The organism is Acinetobacter sp. GW821-FHT01C12, from assembly GCF_059422625.1.
Genome location: NZ_JBWKXD010000015.1, coordinates 63,615 through 84,039 on the forward strand (window position 1 = coordinate 63,615; position 20,425 = coordinate 84,039).

The following is a 20,425-nucleotide window of genomic DNA, read 5'->3' on the forward strand; positions in this document are numbered from 1 at the left end:
TATCATGTCGGGTCTATTGTTTGTCGTTTCTGCGGCATCAGGAACAGGCAAAACATCTCTCGTTAAAGCGCTACTTGAGCGTGTGAGCAATTTACACGTTTCTGTTTCACATACGACTCGTGGTCAGCGACCTGGCGAACTCGACGGTGTTCATTATCATTTTACCTCTAAAGAAAACTTTCTCGATCAAGTCAATCAAGGTGGTTTTATTGAGTATGCAGAAGTTTTTGGTAATTATTATGGTACTGCGCAAGCAACTGTAAAAGACCAATTGGCGAAAGGCCATGATGTGCTACTTGAGATCGATTGGCAAGGTGCTGAGCAAGTTCGTAAACTTTTTCCTGAATCTAAACAAATTTTCATTCTTCCTCCAACGCAGTTTGACTTACGTCAACGTCTCTCAAATCGTGGCACTGACTCTGTTGAAGTCATTGAACATCGTTTAAGTTGTGCTGTAGAAGACATGCAACAATATGTCAACTTTGAATACATCATCATCAATGATGATTTCAATAAAGCATTACATGATTTGGAATCTGTTATTAATGCCAATCGCTTAAAAATAGATCAACAGGCAAATCGTCATCAGGCTTTAATTACCAAACTGATTACACCACAATCTTAGATCTAATTACTTATGATCTAAATGCTTTCTAAATAAGCTTCGATTAAAACTTGAGTCTATGATGAAAGCATTTTATACTGCACAGTCTATTTAAAAAATTTGTATTCAAACGAGAATTCTTATGGCACGCGTAACCGTTGAAGATTGTTTAGACCATGTAGACAACCGCTTTGAGCTTGTACTAGTGGCAAGCAAACGCGCGCGTCAATTGGCACGCCAAGGCATTGAACCAACTGTTGAGTGGGACAATGACAAGCCGACTGTTGTTGCATTACGTGAAATTGCGATTGGTCATGTGACTAAAGATATCTTGAAGCAACGTGATCAAGATTACCAAACGTCTAGTCTTGACCTTGCTTTATCAGCAAACAATCTTAATCTTGAAGGTTTTTCTTTCCAATAGGCAAAGCCTCTATAAAAAGCCTAGTTTTTCAACTAGGCTTTTTTATTTCAATTATTTTGCAAAAAGTTTTGCCAATCAATCGACAAAATTCAAAATATTTGTTAAAAAAAATAGATATATTTGATGTCTAGAAATTGACAAGCGGCTCAATATGCTTTTCATTAAAGCATTAGGAAAAATATTTCAAATTTGTAATTTAAGATAGGTGTTCTATGCCAGGCCAACAGGTCAGCCAATCCAAGCAACAGTTGAATGTAATTATCGACGCGTACTTAAAACCAAGTGATGTCGAGCGAGTACTTGTGGCTTGTGATTATGCTGATATTGCGCATGATGGTATTACACGTAAAAGTGGTGAACCCTATATTTTACACCCGATTGCGGTGAGTTGTATCTTGGCACATATGCGTATGGATGCCGAAACGCTCATGGCAGCCTTATTGCACGATGTGATTGAAGATACAGATTTCACCAAAGAAGATATCACTGAAAAATTTGGTAAAACCGTGGCTGAATTGGTCGATGGGGTCACTAAACTCAGTCATTCCAGCGATAAAGAATATAATAAAGCTGCGTCTTTCCGTAAAATTCTTCAAGCCACTTTACAAGACCCGCGTGTCATTATTATCAAACTCGCCGATCGTTATCATAATATGACGACTCTAGGCGCTTTACGGCCCGATAAACGTGCACGTATCGCACAAGAAACTTTTGATATCTTTGTTCCTATGGCACGGCTTGTCGGTATGAACGAGATGGCAGATAACTTAGAACATCTGTGCTATCAAAATCTAGATCTCGATATGTACAATGATGTACAAGAAAATTTACTCAAAACCAAACCAGAGCGCTGTAAATATCAATCGGTTTGGGAACAAAATTTAGCTGAGTTGCTCAATAATTATAATATTCAAGGGCGCATCAAAAAGAAAAACAACAATATCGAACTCTTACGCCACTTTGTAAAAAATGAAATCGACTTACAAGAGCTCACCCATAGCCATGCTTTTGAAATCGTTTTACAAAGCATTGCGGATTGTGACCGTTTGGTCGATGCCTTACGTGAAAATTTTCAAGTCATCGATTATGAAGACCATATCCGTCGCCCATTACCAGGCGGAAATCAGTCTTTAATGATCAAACTCAAAGGTGAACGTACCACGTTGTCCTTAACCATTCAAACCGAGTTGATGCGTAAAGCTGCACGCTTTGGTGTGGTCCTCGGTGAAAATGCGCCACAAGCTTGTCGTTCTGCGATCCAAGCATCGATGAAGAATTTAGATCTTCTTGTCGGTGGTGAATGTGCAAAAACCACATTTAGCGATCTACTTGATTATTTACATCAAGAAAAGATCTGGGTCTACACCCCACATGGACAGCTACATGAATTACCACAAGGCGCCACAGCAGTAGATTTTGCTTATTCAGCGAGTTTATTTTTAGGCAACCATGCGGTGGGTGCCAAAATTAATGGTGAAATTAAACCGCTTTCAACTCCTTTGGTGAGTGGTCAGGTGGTCGAAGTCATTACCGATGTATTGGCAACCCCAAACCCAGACTGGTTAAGTTTTATTAATACCCAAAAAGCGCGCCGTGCGATTCAAAATATCTTGCGAGATCAAGATCCAGATGAACAACGCCTAGTGGGGCAACAAGCGCTCAATCGTGCTTTAAAACTGTTTAATCGCTCAACCAAAGACTTATCCGAAGCGGATTGGAAAGATCTATTAGAGTGGCGTCATGTGCCCGATAAAGACACTTTATTTGAGCAAATTGCAGTGGGAGACCTACTACCACAACTGGTCGCTAACCATTTATTTGCCCAATCTAAAGCCACTGAAGAACATGCTTCAAATCGCCTCATCCAAGGTACAGATGGTGTCGATGTAAAATATGCACACTGTTGTAACCCAGTCTTGGGAGATCCTATTCAAGGACATTTATCCCGTCGTGGCTTAATTGTGCATCGTGCACGCTGTCATAACTTATTGCATGAACAACATTTACATCCTGAAAATATCATGTCCTTACAATGGACATCGGAAGAAGAAGAAGATGTGAACTTTAATGCTTATTTGAGTATTGATCTTATTTTAACCGATGAGCAAATTTCAGAATTGATTTACTTATGTCGTAAAGCAAAAACTGGGGTTGAATCAGTACGCTCTCATGAAGATAAAACCTATGTGAATATCGTGGTGAATAATCGCAAACAAATTGCGCAAATCATTCGTGAATTACGTATGCAATTTGGTTTCCCTCGAATTAGTCGAATGTCTATGCCAGTTTCAATTAATGAGACGCTAAAAGCAAAAGCGTGCTAAATTAAGACCTGTAATGTTTATCGATAATCTTCGATGCACTTTGCATGCCATTCATGCTTTATGATGAAATGATTTGAAATCAAGGAGAAATCAATGTCCCGCCAAGTGATCCATACTGAAAATGCCCCTGCTGCAATTGGTACTTATTCACAAGCCATTTTAGTAGACAACACATTATATCTTTCAGGGCAAATTGGCTTAGATCCATATAGTATGGAATTGGTTGAAGGCATTGAAGCACAAATTCGACGTGTTTTTGATAATTTAAAAGCAGTCTGTGAAGCTGCAGGCGGTTCTTTAGCAGATATTGCAAAGCTCAATATTTTTCTTACCGATTTATCCAATTTTCAATTGGTCAACCAGATCATGGGTGAATACTTTGCTCAACCTTATCCTGCACGTGCAGCATTAGGTGTTGCCTCTTTACCTAAAAATGCATTGGTTGAAATGGATGGTATTGTGATTATTCCTCAATAATAGCAGCCCAAACTAATTGTTTGATTTTAAATAATTTAAAAAATAAAATTAAATACTACCGATCAGGTGGTATTTTTTTATTCAAAAAGCCAATAAAGATTAATGAGATTTCAAATGAATTTCATTGACAAATGATAACAATTATCAATAATATTAGATATCGCATTTAACCTTAGGGTTGAGTTTCATGTACGTTTGTTTATGTCGTGGTATTACAGATCAAGATATCAAAGATGCAATGGCAAATGGTGCAGAGAGCTACCGTGAAGTACGTGAATTATTAGACTTAGGCACGTGCTGTGGTCGCTGTGCCCCTGAAGCAAAAAGCATTATCAATGAAGAGCTATCCCTGATTGCAGCACGTATTTCTGTTGCCGCGTAGCTTTTGATCCAAAAATTCAAACATAAAAATAAGTTCAGATTTATAACGACAATAAATAAGTTTTTTAATGATCCCCAGATCATTCTCCTCCCCCGCTTCGACTCAAAGCGGGTTCGTTTTTTTCAATCAATCTCTTTTAGCCAAAACGACATCCCTATTGTTTTTGATTGCGATTTTCATTTGCCGTTCCATAAACTACTCGTAACCCTGCAAAAAGTTGATTAATATAGAGCCATATCAAATTACCTTAATCATTAAATTTCAATGACTCAGTTTAAATTCACGTTAAGGTAAAAAATTAGAATGGAGTTTTAACCATATGCAAGGCAATCGAGACGTCATTAATCAACTCAATCAAGTGCTTTATCATCATTTGACTGCGATTAACCAATACTTTTTACACTCGCGTATGTTTAATGATTGGGGAATCGAGAAACTTGGTTCTGCTGAATACAAAGAATCTATTCGCCAAATGAAGCATGCAGATAAGATCATTGAACGTATTCTTTTCTTGGAAGGTTTACCGAACCTTCAACATTTAGGCAAGCTATACATTGGCCAGCATACAGCTGAAGTTTTAAACTGCGATGTACGTAAAGTAAAAGAAAACATTGATGCATTAAAAACAGCTGTTGCACTCGCTGAAAGTAACTTAGATTATGTGACTCGTGATCTTGTTCAAGAAATTCTTGAGAAAGAAGAAGAGTTTTGGGATTGGACAACCACCCAATTGGATCTAAGTGAAAGTGTCGGTATCGAAAATTATATTCAAAGCCAACTATAATTTTTAAATATCATTAAAAAAATCCCCCAATTTATTGGGGGATTTTTTATTTTATTTCGAAATGTGGCGATGCAAAATTTACAATCATCAAAATTCACTTTTATGAAATGGTATTATTTCCCTACAGCAGATACAGGTAATAGCTCCTGATATGATTTCTCTTGCCCATGTAGTGTATTCAGAATCCATAACTGATGTTCAGCTTCAACTTTTTTACCATTAAAAGCCAAAACCTGTGCATATTTCTGAATATCATAGGCTGAAGCTAAGTTTGCTACCATACGCCCCATATATTGCAACTGCTGATCTGACATTTTGCTATATGGATTAAAGCCAATCCACCATACACGTTCTTTAAATTGCGTCAGTAACAAAATATCTTGATTCATCACTGCTTGCTGTGAAGCACTTAACGGTGTTTTCTTATTTACAAATACACTTTGTTGACGGTATAAAATATAGTCTCGATAAATCACTCCCACCAAGACCAAACCAATCACAATAATACTTACTGTAACTGAAGACTTTAAATTCATTGTAGGCAAACGAGGATATTGTGCTTGGATGATCCCCAATAAGAAACCTAAAGGGAGCAAGAAATATGCATAGTGAATTGGGTATTCCAATAGAGCATGAATCAAAATGGCACAGACCATTAATCCTGCTGCAATTGAAACCGTATCTTTAATGCCTTTATTTAACCAATACAACCAACATGCCATATAAACAATAATCAATCCACCAATCGTGATACCATTCCAAATCAGTAAATCCAAAATCACATTATGTGCCGTTTTATACCATTCATGTGATGGATATAAATCAAAAGCAGCGATTTGCGCCATCCCTGTTTGATTCCAACCATACCCAAACCACGGCTTTTCTGAAATCGCGACTAGGGCTTGATTCCACATATCTAAACGGAGATAACCTGATGTTGCTCGCTCGACCACTGAATCTGCTTGTGCTACATCTTGAGTTGATACAGATGCAATCCATTGATTCAGCATTGGCAAGCATGTAATCAACGCAATAAACACACCAGACCATGCGAGCAATTTTACAAACCCAAAGCGTTTAGTTTGACCAAATTGCTTGATCGTCAAATAAATCAATGTAAACAAACACACCACCCAAGCCGTACGAGATTGGGTCAATGCAATGGTCAATAGAAAAATAAAAGTTGAGGGTCCGAGTATGTAATTTGGCAGTATCTTCTTTTCATAAAAATATAAACATGCAAATACCCCCATACACATAAACGTCGCCAGATTATTCGGCTGGGCAAAGTTTGCATAGGGACGATTACCATTTAGCAGATTGACCAATGGTCTAAAATATTCGTTTACGCCTAACCACTGGGTCATTGCAATAAAACTTGAAAGTATCGCACCCGTAAAAACCACAAGGCTAAATACTTTAAAGACTTGTTCTCTTTGTCCCTTTTCACCTACTGCCAAGTTATAACCAACAATTAGCATCAACCAAAACATCGCAATATAGGCGGTACAAAGCAATGCATTGCTTAAATACAAAATCTCGCCAAAGCCCCATTGTATCGATGGAATTGCTAATACAGGCAATATAAGCACTTGCGGTTTTGGAATTTTTAAATCTTTATTTAGAAAAGCACTGAGTAGCACCAAAGCCGATAGAAAAGTAAGTGCTTCACTACCAAAGGTTGTCCATGGCATTTTATGAATAGGTAAAAGCCACGCAAGTAAAAGCAATACGGCAGAAAGAAGATAAGGAATGACTTTCATAGGAAAAGTGAACAGAAAAACTGAGCCTATTATAAGCTCAGTTTTAAAAAATCTAAGTATTTATTTCCAAGGTCTTAAATCGACAATTTTAACAACCTCACCTTTTTCTTTATTGATCAGTACAACCATATCAACAGCCGTTGTTTTTAGTGGAAGCCATGCATTTGCTGTCGGATATTGATGTAGAATCTTTTCCACATCACCTTTAGAATTATAATTTTCTAAAACATCAATTTTTTCAGAGTTTTGCTGTAAATCAAATTTAGCATGACTCAATTGTGTATAACGCTCAGGATGCATTGTCGGCACTACACCATGACTAAAGTCGTCAAATAATCTTTTATTTTGAGCGGCTACAGTCTTTTCTTTTTCCAATGCAACAATTTGAGGTTTTAACCAACTCGCTTTTTGGTACGCTGGTTTAGCTTGCTCAATTTTTCCTGTTTCGATCTCATTATTTCTAACCAGATCAAAACGACCTGCATTGTCATATACAATCCATGCAGGTCGCCCTTGAGCAATATTAAAAAGCCCATAGCTTAGTGCTGCAACTTGGATAACAATGATGATTGTTAAGTCCATTTTTAAGGTTTTTTTACCCTCTTTATAGACCAACAATGTCAAAAATGGCCCAATAATCACATCAATTGCGATCAGCATTAGAAATATTTGAGTCACACCCACTGCTTTGGCAAGTGGTGCTGGATACCAAACAAAAAATACGAGCGCGATAAAAAATAGCGCAATCGCGATAGAAATGGTTAAATGACCTAAAAAGAACTTTATACGTTTTGACATTTTTATATGCGACCAAAATTATGCAACTGAATTTTAGTATCCTAAAAACCTAAATACAATCAACTGGTTTAAATTTATTCGAAATTCCAGCAGAGGTACTGCAACTCCACTTTCCACTAACATCCCTGTTTAGAAATACAGACTCGCCTTTTATAGCAGAAGCAACCTGAGTTAATTTACATTCTAGTGCAGGATTCCCTACACCAGCGACAGGCGCTGAAACAGCATAAGTACAAAATTGTGAAGATGTTGAAAAAAACATATTTGCTACAGTAAAAGCAGTACTATTTGAAGCAGACCCATCATTCATAATTAACTCATATTGTGGTCTTGCACCATTTAACTCCGCAACTGCACTGGTAAGTTGAGACCTCACCACAAAACTTTGGTATTGCAATAATGCAATTGCTGCCAGAATACCAACAATTGCCACAACAATGGTTAATTCAATAAGAGTAAAACCTGTAACTTTCTTCATAATAAAAGCTCACTTTTTTTTATTATATTTTCTTATCAATTATAAAAGAAATTTTTTTTACCTATTCAAATAAAATTGTTAATATGTGACAATAATTATATTTATAAGCATTTTTTGGTAAAACTCCCATTTTTAATCATTAACTTTAAATAAAAAATGCGAGCTATTACATTTAAGATAAAACACATAATTACAAACCTTTACCATACTTATACTCAGTAACCATATTATCGTCAGTAATAATTTCAGGCTCATGATTAGAGAATTCAGAAAAAATAATATTTTCATAAGAAATAAGAGGTGTATTTAAAATTATATTTGCTGCAATAGAACATTCTTCACGAGTGCTAAATATAGGAATTTGATTAGAGTACCTAACCAATTTACATAAATTTTCTTGAATGCGCTCATTTTTTTCTAATTTAATCGGTCTCATTGAACTCAATAGCATAAACTTATATTTATAAACATAAGGATAAGTCTTCGAAGCAGTAAAATAAGCATCAGCTGATTGAGTCGTATTATAAAATAAAATACTATCTTGATGCATAACATTTTTCAGGGTACTTAAAAAATTCTTGCTAAGAAGGTTTGAAGCATAAGCACGCCAGTGCCATGTCGTATTCATAAGAATAATATCATATTTCTTATTATTGTTCTTTTTAACCCATTTTCTCCCATCGTCAAAAACAATTTCAATTCTCTTGTCCTTTAATATATCAGATACGATTGGGTCATATTTAATGAGTTCAATATATGCTGGGTTAATTTCGATAACCGTAATTTTTTTAATATTTGGCATCATGCTAAGAACTTTCACCCATGAACCTGTACTCAAACCAATAACTAAAATATTTTCAGCGTCAGGTTTAAGTAAAGGTAATAAATAAGCACGATCAATACCATTTGAATTATGAAATATATTTGTATTTAATTTTCCATCATACACATTAGCACCAAAAACAATTTTATCATCTTTATCTTAAAAAACATTAATAAACCCATGTTTATTTTCTATAGGATATTTATCAGTTTTACAGCTATTTTTTAAATAAAGAAAAATATTTGGTAATAATATTATAAGTAAAATCATGTTCAATTAAAGCAATTACATTTTTAGAATTTTGAAGATCAATACCTTTTTTAAACTCTGCCTAAGTAAAGAATAAGACACAATACAAGCCCATTATCAATTTTATTTACTCAGCTTAATTCATAAATCTAAATTAAGAAGAAGCTTAGCAACCACCTAGGCGATATTAGACTTAAGCAATTGTAATACAAGACTATGTACCATCAACAGTACAAATCTATATCAGTATATTAAAGGATACTTTTTCACATCTGTTGCTGCAGAGTTATCAAATGTAGCGAGAATTGTTGCAGCAGTATCAATAACCGATGAACCATCTTGTTTATCACCATTCAAAATTATTAGAACCCTTTACATCTAATTGGCGTTCAATTGCAACAGCTCTAAGAGTTATTTACCATTTAATAAACAATTATCTATAGCTGTTTTGATTTTTACCAACTTCACTCATTACATATACTACCTGTATGCGGATAATATAGTTTTGATAAGCAGGAATCGCAATCGCAGCAAGAATACCGACAATCGCAACTGTAATCATTAATTCGACTCATTCAATAAGTTACTTTCTATAGACATTTTATAACCATCTGAATTATCTTGTTATCTAGCTCCATGCATCTTATCCATATGTACATTTATTTAAAAAGACATTTTACCACTTTGCCCATGATCAAAAAATTTTATATTACGAAGAATTCTATTTTTGTATTTTTAATACATCTGCTAATAGCATAAGAAAACTGACAATATTTGTCACTTTATTACATAAAGTCTTGCAAAAAAACATAAAATAAAATAAATATTGTAAAAAAAAAAATTAGAACTAAAATCAAAAATGTTTGTAATGGCCGTTGATTTTATATACTCAATGTCCTTAATTAAAATTGCTTATTAAAGCTATAAAAAATTTAAAAACATTGGAGAAATGTTATGAATGCTCAAAAGGGCTTTACGCTTATAGAGTTGATGATTGTGGTTGCGATTATCGGTATTCTTGCTGCGATTGCGATTCCTGCTTATCAAAACTATATTGCTAAATCACAAGTCACACGTGTGATTGGAGAAGCTGGAGCTTTAAAGACAGCTATTGATGACTGTGTTAACAATGGTCGTATGACGTTAGCAACAAGTGCTACAGTTGCAAGTACTGAATGTGATCCAGGCGCGACTTATTCAAATTTACAATCTAATACTGGTACTAACTCAGCACCAACAATCGCAACACCTCCTACTGGCACTGGTGCACCTGTAGTAGAAATTTTGAGTACTGGTGCTGCTACTATTACTGCAACATTTGGTAATAATGCAGCAGCTACACTTACTCAAACTCCAGGTACAATTACATGGAGTCGTGATGTTGATGGTAACTGGACTTGTGCATCTGCAAGTTTTGAATCAAAGCTTGCTCCAAATAGCTGTCCTATGTAATTAAATCACCTTAATAAAAACGCCTAGAATACTAGGCGTTTTTATGTTTAAAATTTTAAGCATAAGGAAATGAACCTACTTGAAAATATGAATAATATACTCACCCAAAATGGGATACAGGAAAAAATCTCGTTAGAGGATTTAAGTTTTGGTGATGACACTGTTCACACTAGAAATCGAGAAGATTTACAACTAACATCCGCCCTTTTAACTATAGTTGACCAAGAATTTCTAAACAAACAATTTATCATTACAATAAAAAAGAATTGGATCGAACCTTTTATACTTATGTACAATCTAACCTGACACAAGAAGAAGATGAGTATTTTTGGCGAAGCTTCGTTTCTTTTAGTGGAGTTAAATTTTTATCCTATACCTTCTGCAGCTAGCTCAATTACCCCTACAAGCGCAACATGGTAGCTCTTCTCAATCGAACTGTACTACCACTAGCTTTAAGCTATTGAATAACTCCCCTTTGGCTTTCAAAGGCTGAAATATTTCTTCAGATACTTCATGTTACGGTAATCCAAAGCCTCATGTATTCTCAGTAAATAAGGGGCTTAGTAATTTTCAAAATTTTTGATAATCATACCTCAACAGCTTTTGCAATTCTGTTTGGATTTTTTGGTTTGAGGTAATTTGAGAAATTGATGAATCATCTGAATATTTAACTAAGTCTTTTTTGTGTTTAAATAAGTAAAAGAAGAGCAAGGAAATATTTGTACTCGATAGTAAGATATGGTTTGTGAGTATTTTATAATGTCCATATTGACTTAATTATTGATTGTTCATTTTGTATGGACACTTATGTAGCATCAATCAGGGTAATACCTTTTTGAGCATTCATAACATTTCTCCAATGTCTTAAAAATTTTTATAGCTTTTAGAGCAATTTATGTGGCTGTTTTTTGTGGAAAAATCAGCAACCAATCGAGACTCTTTGATTTTAGAGAGAATATAATGCTTTACAAGGTTTTTTGTACCCCTTATATTTTTACGTAATTATACGTAAAAAAGTGACGTTTATTGTCACCAGAAAACCAGATTAATTCACAATGATTGGATGATTAGTTAACTCATTAACATTATCCAGCTGACGATATTGGTTACCATAAAATGAATTTAAAATTTGACCAATTTCTAAGACACCATTAGTAACCGCAGTTCGATAATTTTTGTTTTTTAACTCTGAAATCATCACATCGCAAATCTGTTGCCATATTTGTTGCGTTGTTGCTTGATAAATACCACGATCTATCACAATTTCTACAGTTTTTTCACATAAGTTTAAATACAGCAAAACACCGCTATTATATTCGGTATCCCACACGCCCAATTCAGCAAACAATTGCTGTGCTCTGAGACGTGTGTTTTGGTGATACGCCTGATGACTTGGAATATGTCCCTCAATCACCACTTGTATTTCACCGACATGACCTTGTTCTGCTTGCTTTACAGTTTGTGCAATGGCTTGTTGATCTTGCTTTGAAAAATAGCGTTTTGACGCAGGCATATATAAAACGTGTTTTAACCAACGTTTTAAGCTGGGTTGTACCTGCTCCTGTAACTTCGGTTCAGTCACAATTGCTGTTGTATCTGTTTTTGTTACCATGAGCCTGATGCTCCTCCACCGCCGAAACCACCACCGCCGCCACTATAACCGCCACCGCCGCCGAAACCGCCACCGCCCCCGCCCCCTCTACCACGCCCACCGCCTGATAGAAACATTTGGAAAATGAGTTGTGCCAATGATGTAATCAACAAGAAGAATATACCAAAACCCAAAACCAGACTCATCACAATCCCTGAACCATAAATAAGACCTGCAGCGGTCGCTGTCACACCCGCAACTGCTGCACTTAAACGATTACCGACAATAAATGATGCAAAGATACCTATCACCAAAATCACCATTGCAGTGGTTAAGGTTCGATCCTTGGCCTCTTGTTCTTGCAGTGCTTGGGTTTGCCGCGCTTTTAGCTCATCTGCGGCTTGTTTGGCAATTTCAGGGTCAAGATTTAAAATACGCTCAATCTCATTGACACCCGCCTGTAAACCCTGAGCATATTGCCCCTGTTTAAAATCAGGGGTGATTTGATTGCGTATAATTCGACTGACCATAATGTCAGGAAGTACACCTTCTAAACCATAACCTGTTGCAATATGAATTTTTTGATCATTGACTGCGACTGCAATCAATAAACCATTGTCTTGTTTTGCTGAACCTAACTTCCATTGCTCAGCAACACGCATTGCGAAATCAAAAATACCTTCTTGCCCCGTGGTTGGGACAATAATAATGCCGATTTGCGCTTTGCCTTGGCGATATATATCACGAATTTGTTGTTCTAAATTTTGCTTTTCAGCTGCAGATAAAACTTTAGCTTGATCAACGACAGGCTGATTCAGTGTGGGAATATTTCGAGTAGTTTCACCCTCTGCCATATCATTGGCGACTGGGGGTACGTTTTGTACGGGACTTTGAGGGGCTTGTTGTGTAGTTGGCGTTTGTTTTTGAGTATCTAATGGTTTTGAACCAATCACATTGGGTAAATTGGTATTGGGTAGCACTTTGCCCAAAACAATCGCATCTTGTGCCTCTTGCTCATCTGTGGCTGTCGCAGTTTCAGCCCAGACACTTGATTGAACAGAAAGCATCAGTCCTAGAAATACAAATAATATTGTACTCATGTTTTTCATCACTGATTTTTCTCGCCATTCAATCATAGGTCACCTTTTATTTAATAATGAATATTCTTAGCCTATCTTTTTCAGCATGCTTTAAAGACAGTGAAATGAAATCACATCATTAATTAAAATTAACTGTTGGCGCTTTAGATGCACCCGCTTCTGCACTAAAGTTTGGTTTGGCTTTCATACCAATCACTTTAGCAGTCATTGCTTGAGGGAATTGACGTACATAAGTGTTGTAATCTTGGACAGATTCTACATAACGTGTACGTGCAGTACTGATACGGTTTTCCGTACCTTCTAGTTGAACCTGTAGATCACGGAATTGTTCATTGGCTTTTAAATCTGGATAATTTTCTGTCACTGCTAAAAGACGAGATAATGCACCCGTCATTTGTGATTGTGCTTCTTGGTATTTTTTAAACAATTCAGGATCGTTCAATACTTCTTTATCTACTTTTAAACCTGCAACATTGGCACGCGCCTCAGTCACTTCAGTTAAAACTTTTTCTTCATGGGTTGCATAACCTTTGACGACATTGACCAGGTTAGGCACTAAATCTGCTCGACGTTGATATTGGTTTTCAACTTCTGACCATGCCGCATTTACTGACTCATCTTTGGCTTGCAAAGTGTTATAGCCACAACCTGAAAAAGCCAAAGTACTTGCCAATGTAAGTGCAACTAAACCTTTTTTCATTGAATTCATTGCCAATTCCTCAGAGATATTTATTTGTATTTGTTGATATCTCTGCATTCTATACAGTTTAAGGCAAAGTTTTGTTTAATTTCTGCTACCTAGCCAATGATCATACAATTAAATTTTTGAATGTTTGATAGATATTGACAAAAAATGCCTTAAAGCGAAACCATTTAGAATGTTGAAAATAATCTAAACGTGTCTCAATTAATTTCGGGTTGAGATAGCCGATATCTTGAGCACGCCGATAAAGCAAATCTACTGTTTTATCCGCCAAGTTATAATTCAGCATTTCAATATTGGCCATATTAAATATAATTTGCGCAGTGATTGGATCACGATCTACAAACCTTAACCGTTGATCCATTTGAATTTGGCTATCAAATAAGATTCTATTTAAATCATAATGTTGTTTTTGAAATTGTACAGTTTTAACCTTTGCCTTTGGTTCGGCTGCTTGACCAAAATCCAACCCTAAAACATCGTGATGTTGAATCCATGTAGAATCTTTTTGTTGTTGGATTTTCGCATCTAAAATTTTAACATGAATCCATTCACTGCCCTGATGAAGATTTGGATCACGTTGCATACCCTGTTCAATCCAATATTTTGCTTTTTCAGACTGCCCAGCCAGTTCATATGCTGTCCCTAAGTTCGCAGCGGTTTTAGCAAGATTTGGATGGGTTTTTTCAATTTGTTTAAATATTTGAATCGCTTGATCGTATTGATGTGCATAAATCAGCAAAACACCATAATCATTTAAATCCTCAACAGATTTGGTTTTAGGTAAATGACCTTGCGCCAGCTGCTTTTGAGCAGTTTTTTGATCTAATCCGCCATAACCCAACTCAAAAGCATAAGTATTGATACAGGCATGGGCTGTAACAGAGATCACGGACAGCCCAATCACAGGGATATAAAGTTTTAGCTTCATCTTGTTATTCTCATTTTGATTATTTAAAAAATTTTAACTAAGGATTTAAGCATATTTTAAATGCATAAAAAAGCCACCCTAAGGTGGCTTCTTATTTCAATTACTTTTATTCTTCGTCTTTTTGCTCAGGTAAATCTTTCACAGCTTCTGCGATTAGACCAAACATATAGTTACCATAGGCATTGGTTTTATCATAATGAAAGCGCAAACGCGGAGTTACACGAGTTTTAATACGACGACCTAATTCGTGGCGTAAAAAACCAGATGCTTTATTTAAAACATCTAACGTTTCTTTATTTGCCGCTTCACTTTGCTCATCGCCAAGTTCACGCCCCATCACGGTAACGTAAACTTCCGCATAACCTAGATCTGGACTGACTTTCACCGCAGAGATGGTCACTAGACCACCTAAGCGTGGATCTTTCAGCTCTTGGCGGATCAGTTCTGACAACTCACGTTGTACTGTATCTGCCATACGCTTAAGACGTTGACTACCCGCCATTAAAGACTCCGTTTAATCAACTGAACATCATACACTTCGATTTTATCAAGTGCTTTGATGTCTTTATAACCTTTTACTGCAAGACCACATTCCATACCAGCGCGAACTTCTTCAACCACTTCTTTATAGCGACGAAGAGATTCAAGCTCGCCTTGGAATACCACAACATCATCACGTAGTACACGGATTGGTTTATTACGATGTAATACACCTTCGAGTACCATACAACCCGCAGCAGCACCAAACTTACTTGAGTGGAATACTTCACGAACTTCTGCAACACCCAGAATTGTTTCACGGTGTTCAGGAGCAAGTTTTCCGCTCATTGCTGCTTTCACATCATCAATAAGTTGATAGATGATTGAGTAGTAACGAATGTCGATACCATCTGCATCTGCTTTTTGACGTGCGGTATTGTCTGCACGCACGTTAAAACCAAGAAGTACCGCTTCTGAAGATTCAGCAAGCGTCACATCAGACTCAGTGATTGCACCCACGCCTGAACCAATGACACGTACTTTAACTTCGTCAGTTGCAAGATCAGCAAGTGCAACATGTAACGCTTCCAAGGTACCACGTACATCAGTTTTAAGAACAACATTTACAATTGGCACATCTTTTTTGCCCATTGATGCCATAATGTTCTCAAGACGCATTGCGCTTTGACGTTCAAGACGTTTTTGACGCTCACGATCCATACGCGCATCGGCAACTTCACGTGCTTTTTTCTCGTCATTAACAACAAGAACTTCATCACCCGCCATTGGCGCTTCTGGAAGACCTAAAATTTCAACTGGAATTGAAGGACCTGCAGATTGAATACGTTGACCATTCTCATCGGTCATCGCACGAACACGACCGTAAGATGCACCCGCAAGAACCAAGTCACCTACTTTCAGTGTACCGTTTTGAACAAGAATAGACGTTACCGCACCACGGCTATTGTCTACACGTGCTTCAATAACAACACCTTGAGCAGCACCTTCTTCAGATGCTTTCAACTCTAACATTTCAGCTTGAATTGAAATCAAATCTAGAAGTTCGTCGATACCTTGACCAGAATGTGCTGAAACCATTGCAACTGGTACATCACCACCCCATTGTTCAGGCACGATTTCTTTGGTTGTCAATTCATTCAATACGCGATCTGGATCAGCTGATTCTTTATCCATTTTATTGATTGCAACAATAATTGGAGTACCCGCAGCACGCGCATGGTCAATTGCTTCCGCAGTTTGTGGCATTACACCATCATCCGCTGCAACAACAAGTACCACGATATCAGTCGCTTTAGCACCACGTGAACGCATTGCAGTAAATGCAGCATGTCCAGGCGTATCAAGGAAAGTAATAATTCCTTTATCCGTTTTAACGTGATAAGCACCAATATGCTGTGTAATCCCGCCCGCTTCGCCTTGTGCAACTTTGGCACGACGAATACGATCAAGTAACGATGTCTTACCATGGTCAACGTGACCCATGATCGTTACAACTGGCGCACGTGTTGTTTGTGCACCACGCGCTTCTTCTGCTGCTTCAAGTAAGTTATCTTCAGCTTGTGTATCAGATACACGTACTGGGTTGTGACCCATTTCTTCAACAATCAATGCTGCAATTTCTTGCTCAATGGCTTGGTTCTGAGTAACAAGCTCACCCATTTTCATGAGTGATTTAATCACTTCACGAACTTTAACTGCCATTTTTGCTGCAAGATCTGCAACAACAATGGTTTCACCAATTTCAACGTCATAAACTTGCTTTTTGACTGGTTTTTCAAAACCATGTTTATTGGCTTGACTGGTTTTTAAACCACGTTTATGCGGGTTATGGCTGAAAGATTGCTCTTCCTGACCACGACGACCACCTTTTTTAGGAGAACGTGTATTTGCAGTATTGGTACCACGTTTGATTTCACGGTCTTCTTTTGCAAATGAATCTTCATATGCTTGACCAACCAAACCAGCAGCCAACGGTGAATCATCAACGACACGAATCGTTGTCGTTGTTTCATCAGAAGAATACTTAGACGCCATTTGACGCATTTGCTCAAGGGTACGTTGTTGAGCTTCTTCTGCTGACTTACGACGAGCTGCTTCTTCAGTCGCTTTCAGTTGTGCTGCTTGAGCTTCACGGGCACGTTTCTGCTCAGGGGTTTCAATGGTTTTTACGGTTGCTTTGGTAATCGGCTTATTGGTCGATTTACGCTTTACAACAACAGCTGCTTTTGGTGTTTCTTTCGCAGCAGTTTGCTGTTTTGCAGCAGCACGCATTTTTTCTAAATTCGCTTTCGCTGAACTTTCAGTTTTTTCAACTCCACTCACTACAGTATTTTGCTGTACTTTTTGAGTTGATGTCACTTGAGCATTTGCTTGAGCTTTCGCCAAAGCTTCTGCTTTGATTTGTTCAGGGTCTGGCTTAGTAAACGTATGTTTCTTACGAACTTCTACGTTAATTGTCTTCGCTTTACCTGAAGTACTCGCAACTTTAGCTGTACTTGTCGTTTTACGTTTCAACGTGATTTGTCCTGCTTGTCCCGTATCTTGACCATGCGCTTTTTTCAAATGGTTCACGAGAACATCTTGCTGTTCAGTAGAAATTTTATCTTCAGCCTGTTTTTGTGGCAATCCAGCTTCACGCACCTGATCAAGGAGCTTTGCAACAGGAAGTCCTACGCTGACCGCTAACTCTTGAATTGACTTATCCGTCATGTATTACCTCCTAGTTAAACCATGATTCACGTGCTTTCATAATCAATTGACCTGCTTTCTCAGCGCCTAAACCGTCGATATCAGAGATATCATCCGTTGCTTGGTCAGCTAAGTCATCGATTGTTACCACACCACGTGCTGCTAAAGCATGCGCAATTTCAGAAGTCATTCCTTCCATCGCAACAAGTTCTGGACTTGGGTCCTGAATATCTTCTTGTTGCTTTAACGCATCAGCTAAAGCTGCTTCTTTTGCACGACTTTGTAGCAATTCAACTGTATCTGCATCTAATTCGATTTCATCGAAAGTTTCCGCAGGCACATAAGCGATTTCCTCAAGTGAGGTAAAGCCCATTTCTACTAAAGCCATTGCAAGATCTTCTTCAATATCAAGACGTGTTACAAACATGTCTAAATACTGTTGAGCTTCATTTTGTTGACGAGCACGGTACTCATCTTCAAGCATCATATCTAATTTATAGCCCGTAAGCTCTGATGCTAAACGGACGTTTTGACCTTGTGAACCAATTGCTCGCGCAAGTTGATCGCTGGTTGCAAAAATAATGTCTGCTGTACGCGCATCTTCATCAATCACAATCCCAGATACATCCGCAGGCTCTAAAGCACTGGCGATATATTGAGCAGGATCATCAGACCACACCACAACATCGATACGTTCACCATTTAACTCAGACTGTACCGCTTGGATACGTGTACCACGCATACCAATACATGCACCGACTGGGTCAATACGATGATCGTTGGTTTTAACTGCAATTTTTGCACGTACACCCGGTTGACGCGCTGCTGCTTTAATTTCAATGATTTCTTCAGAAATTTCAGGAATTTCTTTTTTCATTAATGCAATCAGCATTTCAGGTTTAGCACGTGACAACAAGAGTTGTGCACCACGACCTTCACGGTTCACATTGTAAAGAATTGCATTCATACGCTGTTTAGGGCGCAGAATTTCTTTAGGAATCATTTCTTCACGCGCTAAATACGCTTCTGCATTATCACCCAAGTCAATGATGAAACCATCTTTGGTTTGTTTTTTCACTTCACCATAGATCAATTCACCGACTTTAGCTTCATAAGCATCCGCCACTAAAGCACGTTCAGCTTCGCGAATTTTTTGCACAATGACTTGTTTGGCAATCTGCGCTGCAATACGACCAAAATCAATTGATGGTACTTCTAACTCACGGATATCACCAATTGACCATTGAGCAGGATCAACATCAGAAATCGCATCTTGACATGCTGGCATTTCATGATCTTCATCAGCAACAACTTCCCACTGACGGAAAGTGCTGTAATCACCTGTTTTACGGTCAATTTCTACACGTAACTGAGCTTCTTCCGAATTCGTTCCTTCGTAGAATTTCTTTTTCGTCGCTGCAACTAAAGCCTGTTCAAGCGCTTCAAAAATTGCTTCACGACTTACACCTTTCTCATTACTAACCGTTTCAACGACGGTGAGAATTTCACGAGCCATAAGTCACCTATTTATTCAGATTTCTATTTCTGGATTAATCCTGAAAGATCAAATTCGCTTTGTCTATATTGTTGCTATCGATCTCAAGTACTTGCTGTTTTTCAACTTCGACTTGAATGAATTCATTTTCTAAATCTACAGCAATTAATTTTGCTTGGAATTTACGGCGATTTTCAACTGCAGCAATCAAACGCAATGCAACTTGTTGTCCGATGTATTTTTCTAACTGTGCCAACTGGAAGAATGGGCGATCCCAACCTGGTGATGATACTTCTAAAGCATATTCACCTGAAATTGGATCATGTACATCTAATATTGCACCGACTTGCTGAGTCACACGTACACAATCTTGTACGCCAATACCACGACCCAATTCTGCTTCACCATCTTCATTGATTGTTGGTTCAGCATTTTCCACAACGTCTTTGTCGATATAAATACGCAATAAAGAACGCTTACCTTGAGGAATAAATTCGATTCCCCAAAGTTCTACATCACAAGCTTGCACTGCAGGAGTGATTAGATCTTGAAGTGCTTGAGTTTTATTTGATAGCTTCATTTACTCTCGTCATATTTGTGCGATTCAATCGCTCATCGGACTAATTCAAACTTACTATAGTGAAGCATGTCTTTTTGACCAATTGATGTCCACACTACACGATAGCCAATAAAAAAGGGCGTAATCGCCCCTATTATCGCACAGTAAACCGAAGTTCACTATGCAAAAAAGACCCACCTATCTGTGAGCCCTTTTAGAAACTTGGTAGCGGGAGCTGGATTTGAACCAACGACCTTCGGGTTATGAGCCCGACGAGCTACCAGACTGCTCCATCCCGC

19 protein-coding genes and 1 pseudogene are annotated in these 20,425 nt (G+C 37.6%); 7 read left to right on the plus strand and 13 right to left on the minus strand.

Going from position 1 to position 20,425, the window contains the following annotated elements; all coding sequences use genetic code 11:
* Nucleotides 1–4: 4 nt before the first annotated feature.
* From gmk to bfr, 6 genes are all read left to right on the plus strand, one after another.
* Nucleotides 5–625: a guanylate kinase gene (gene gmk, locus AC07WY_RS20560; RefSeq protein ID WP_034617459.1), complete on the plus strand. Its 621-nt coding sequence runs from the start codon at nt 5–7 to the stop codon at nt 623–625.
* 121 nt (nt 626–746) lie between these two features.
* Nucleotides 747–1,028 carry a DNA-directed RNA polymerase subunit omega gene (gene rpoZ / locus AC07WY_RS20565; protein ID WP_004718302.1) on the plus strand — a complete coding sequence of 94 codons (282 nt, stop codon included), beginning with the start codon at nt 747–749 and terminating at the stop codon, nt 1,026–1,028.
* A gap of 212 nt (nt 1,029–1,240) precedes the next feature.
* Complete coding sequence (locus tag AC07WY_RS20570) at nt 1,241–3,352, plus strand: RelA/SpoT family protein (RefSeq protein ID WP_096732769.1); 2,112 nt, start codon at nt 1,241–1,243, stop codon at nt 3,350–3,352.
* A 93-nt stretch (nt 3,353–3,445) separates the two neighbouring features.
* On the plus strand, nt 3,446–3,829 hold the full coding sequence (locus tag AC07WY_RS20575; protein WP_004718306.1) for a RidA family protein: 384 nt from the start codon (nt 3,446–3,448) through the stop codon (nt 3,827–3,829).
* 187 nt (nt 3,830–4,016) lie between these two features.
* A complete protein-coding gene (locus AC07WY_RS20580) occupies nt 4,017–4,211 on the plus strand; it encodes a bacterioferritin-associated ferredoxin (protein ID WP_004718308.1) in 195 nt (64 codons plus the stop codon).
* Nucleotides 4,212–4,530: 319 nt separating this feature from the next.
* Nucleotides 4,531–4,995: a heteropolymeric bacterioferritin subunit Bfr gene (bfr, locus tag AC07WY_RS20585; RefSeq protein WP_494737019.1), complete on the plus strand. Its 465-nt coding sequence runs from the start codon at nt 4,531–4,533 to the stop codon at nt 4,993–4,995.
* A gap of 113 nt (nt 4,996–5,108) precedes the next feature.
* Here the strand turns inward: bfr and AC07WY_RS20590 are convergent, their stop codons facing one another.
* From AC07WY_RS20590 to AC07WY_RS20610, 5 genes and pseudogenes are all read right to left on the minus strand, one after another.
* Nucleotides 5,109–6,758 carry an O-antigen ligase family protein gene (locus tag AC07WY_RS20590; RefSeq protein ID WP_494737020.1) on the minus strand — a complete coding sequence of 550 codons (1,650 nt, stop codon included), beginning with the start codon at nt 6,756–6,758 and terminating at the stop codon, nt 5,109–5,111.
* A 60-nt stretch (nt 6,759–6,818) separates the two neighbouring features.
* Nucleotides 6,819–7,556 carry a TfpX/TfpZ family type IV pilin accessory protein gene (gene tfpZ, locus AC07WY_RS20595; RefSeq protein WP_494737021.1) on the minus strand — a complete coding sequence of 246 codons (738 nt, stop codon included), beginning with the start codon at nt 7,554–7,556 and terminating at the stop codon, nt 6,819–6,821.
* A gap of 49 nt (nt 7,557–7,605) precedes the next feature.
* The gene (locus tag AC07WY_RS20600; protein WP_494737022.1) at nt 7,606–8,034 is read right to left on the minus strand and encodes a pilin; all 429 of its coding nucleotides are present in this window, start codon (nt 8,032–8,034) and stop codon (nt 7,606–7,608) included.
* 190 nt (nt 8,035–8,224) lie between these two features.
* Nucleotides 8,225–8,983, minus strand: coding sequence for a spermidine synthase (locus tag AC07WY_RS20605; RefSeq protein WP_494737023.1), 759 nt, complete (start codon nt 8,981–8,983; stop codon nt 8,225–8,227).
* Nucleotides 8,984–9,595: 612 nt separating this feature from the next.
* Nucleotides 9,596–9,668 (minus strand): annotated as a pseudogene (locus tag AC07WY_RS20610) (pilin); the annotation flags it as partial.
* 392 nt (nt 9,669–10,060) lie between these two features.
* On the opposite strand from AC07WY_RS20610, the gene AC07WY_RS20615 reads away from it, so the two are divergent.
* Nucleotides 10,061–10,558, plus strand: a complete 498-nt coding sequence (locus AC07WY_RS20615; protein ID WP_494737024.1) for a pilin — start codon at nt 10,061–10,063, stop codon at nt 10,556–10,558.
* A gap of 1,045 nt (nt 10,559–11,603) precedes the next feature.
* Here the strand turns inward: AC07WY_RS20615 and AC07WY_RS20620 are convergent.
* The 8 genes from AC07WY_RS20620 to rimP all read right to left on the minus strand — a co-directional run bounded on the left by AC07WY_RS20620 (nt 11,604) and on the right by rimP (nt 20,147).
* Nucleotides 11,604–12,170, minus strand: coding sequence for a TPM domain-containing protein (locus tag AC07WY_RS20620; RefSeq protein ID WP_494737025.1), 567 nt, complete (start codon nt 12,168–12,170; stop codon nt 11,604–11,606).
* Complete coding sequence (locus AC07WY_RS20625; protein ID WP_494737026.1) at nt 12,164–13,285, minus strand: TPM domain-containing protein; 1,122 nt, start codon at nt 13,283–13,285, stop codon at nt 12,164–12,166. The genes AC07WY_RS20620 and AC07WY_RS20625 overlap by 7 nt, the downstream gene beginning before the upstream one ends.
* An 82-nt stretch (nt 13,286–13,367) precedes the next feature.
* Nucleotides 13,368–13,958, minus strand: coding sequence for a LemA family protein (locus AC07WY_RS20630; protein ID WP_004718326.1), 591 nt, complete (start codon nt 13,956–13,958; stop codon nt 13,368–13,370).
* 100 nt (nt 13,959–14,058) lie between these two features.
* Complete coding sequence (locus AC07WY_RS20635) at nt 14,059–14,883, minus strand: tetratricopeptide repeat protein (protein ID WP_494737027.1); 825 nt, start codon at nt 14,881–14,883, stop codon at nt 14,059–14,061.
* Nucleotides 14,884–14,989: 106 nt separating this feature from the next.
* Nucleotides 14,990–15,385, minus strand: coding sequence for a ribosome-binding factor A (locus AC07WY_RS20640; protein WP_004718330.1), 396 nt, complete (start codon nt 15,383–15,385; stop codon nt 14,990–14,992).
* Nucleotides 15,385–18,093 carry a translation initiation factor IF-2 gene (gene infB, locus AC07WY_RS20645; protein WP_004718332.1) on the minus strand — a complete coding sequence of 903 codons (2,709 nt, stop codon included), beginning with the start codon at nt 18,091–18,093 and terminating at the stop codon, nt 15,385–15,387. The genes AC07WY_RS20640 and infB overlap by 1 nt, the downstream gene beginning before the upstream one ends.
* Before the next feature lie 10 nt (nt 18,094–18,103).
* The gene (gene nusA, locus AC07WY_RS20650) at nt 18,104–19,588 is read right to left on the minus strand and encodes a transcription termination factor NusA (RefSeq protein ID WP_004718337.1); all 1,485 of its coding nucleotides are present in this window, start codon (nt 19,586–19,588) and stop codon (nt 18,104–18,106) included.
* A gap of 34 nt (nt 19,589–19,622) precedes the next feature.
* Nucleotides 19,623–20,147 (minus strand): ribosome maturation factor RimP, encoded by a 525-nt coding sequence (rimP, locus tag AC07WY_RS20655; protein ID WP_004718339.1) that lies wholly within the window; start codon nt 20,145–20,147, stop codon nt 19,623–19,625.
* Nucleotides 20,148–20,425 lie beyond the last annotated feature (278 nt).

What these genes read in the sequence shown, in the direction of transcription:
- tfpZ (WP_494737021.1), bottom strand. Translation starts at nt 7,556, where the DNA reads ATGTCAAAACGTATAAAGTTCTTTTTAGGTCATTTAACCATTTCTATC.
- rpoZ (WP_004718302.1), top strand. Translation starts at nt 747, where the DNA reads ATGGCACGCGTAACCGTTGAAGATTGTTTAGACCATGTAGACAACCGC.
- infB (WP_004718332.1), bottom strand. Translation starts at nt 18,093, where the DNA reads ATGACGGATAAGTCAATTCAAGAGTTAGCGGTCAGCGTAGGACTTCCT.
- AC07WY_RS20590 (WP_494737020.1), bottom strand. Translation starts at nt 6,758, where the DNA reads ATGAAAGTCATTCCTTATCTTCTTTCTGCCGTATTGCTTTTACTTGCG.
- AC07WY_RS20620 (WP_494737025.1), bottom strand. Translation starts at nt 12,170, where the DNA reads ATGGTAACAAAAACAGATACAACAGCAATTGTGACTGAACCGAAGTTA.
- AC07WY_RS20570 (WP_096732769.1), top strand. Translation starts at nt 1,241, where the DNA reads ATGCCAGGCCAACAGGTCAGCCAATCCAAGCAACAGTTGAATGTAATT.
- AC07WY_RS20630 (WP_004718326.1), bottom strand. Translation starts at nt 13,958, where the DNA reads ATGAATTCAATGAAAAAAGGTTTAGTTGCACTTACATTGGCAAGTACT.
- AC07WY_RS20600 (WP_494737022.1), bottom strand. Translation starts at nt 8,034, where the DNA reads ATGAAGAAAGTTACAGGTTTTACTCTTATTGAATTAACCATTGTTGTG.
- bfr (WP_494737019.1), top strand. Translation starts at nt 4,531, where the DNA reads ATGCAAGGCAATCGAGACGTCATTAATCAACTCAATCAAGTGCTTTAT.
- AC07WY_RS20640 (WP_004718330.1), bottom strand. Translation starts at nt 15,385, where the DNA reads ATGGCGGGTAGTCAACGTCTTAAGCGTATGGCAGATACAGTACAACGT.
- gmk (WP_034617459.1), top strand. Translation starts at nt 5, where the DNA reads ATGTCGGGTCTATTGTTTGTCGTTTCTGCGGCATCAGGAACAGGCAAA.
- AC07WY_RS20625 (WP_494737026.1), bottom strand. Translation starts at nt 13,285, where the DNA reads ATGATTGAATGGCGAGAAAAATCAGTGATGAAAAACATGAGTACAATA.
- AC07WY_RS20580 (WP_004718308.1), top strand. Translation starts at nt 4,017, where the DNA reads ATGTACGTTTGTTTATGTCGTGGTATTACAGATCAAGATATCAAAGAT.
- AC07WY_RS20575 (WP_004718306.1), top strand. Translation starts at nt 3,446, where the DNA reads ATGTCCCGCCAAGTGATCCATACTGAAAATGCCCCTGCTGCAATTGGT.
- nusA (WP_004718337.1), bottom strand. Translation starts at nt 19,588, where the DNA reads ATGGCTCGTGAAATTCTCACCGTCGTTGAAACGGTTAGTAATGAGAAA.
- rimP (WP_004718339.1), bottom strand. Translation starts at nt 20,147, where the DNA reads ATGAAGCTATCAAATAAAACTCAAGCACTTCAAGATCTAATCACTCCT.
- AC07WY_RS20635 (WP_494737027.1), bottom strand. Translation starts at nt 14,883, where the DNA reads ATGAAGCTAAAACTTTATATCCCTGTGATTGGGCTGTCCGTGATCTCT.
- AC07WY_RS20615 (WP_494737024.1), top strand. Translation starts at nt 10,061, where the DNA reads ATGAATGCTCAAAAGGGCTTTACGCTTATAGAGTTGATGATTGTGGTT.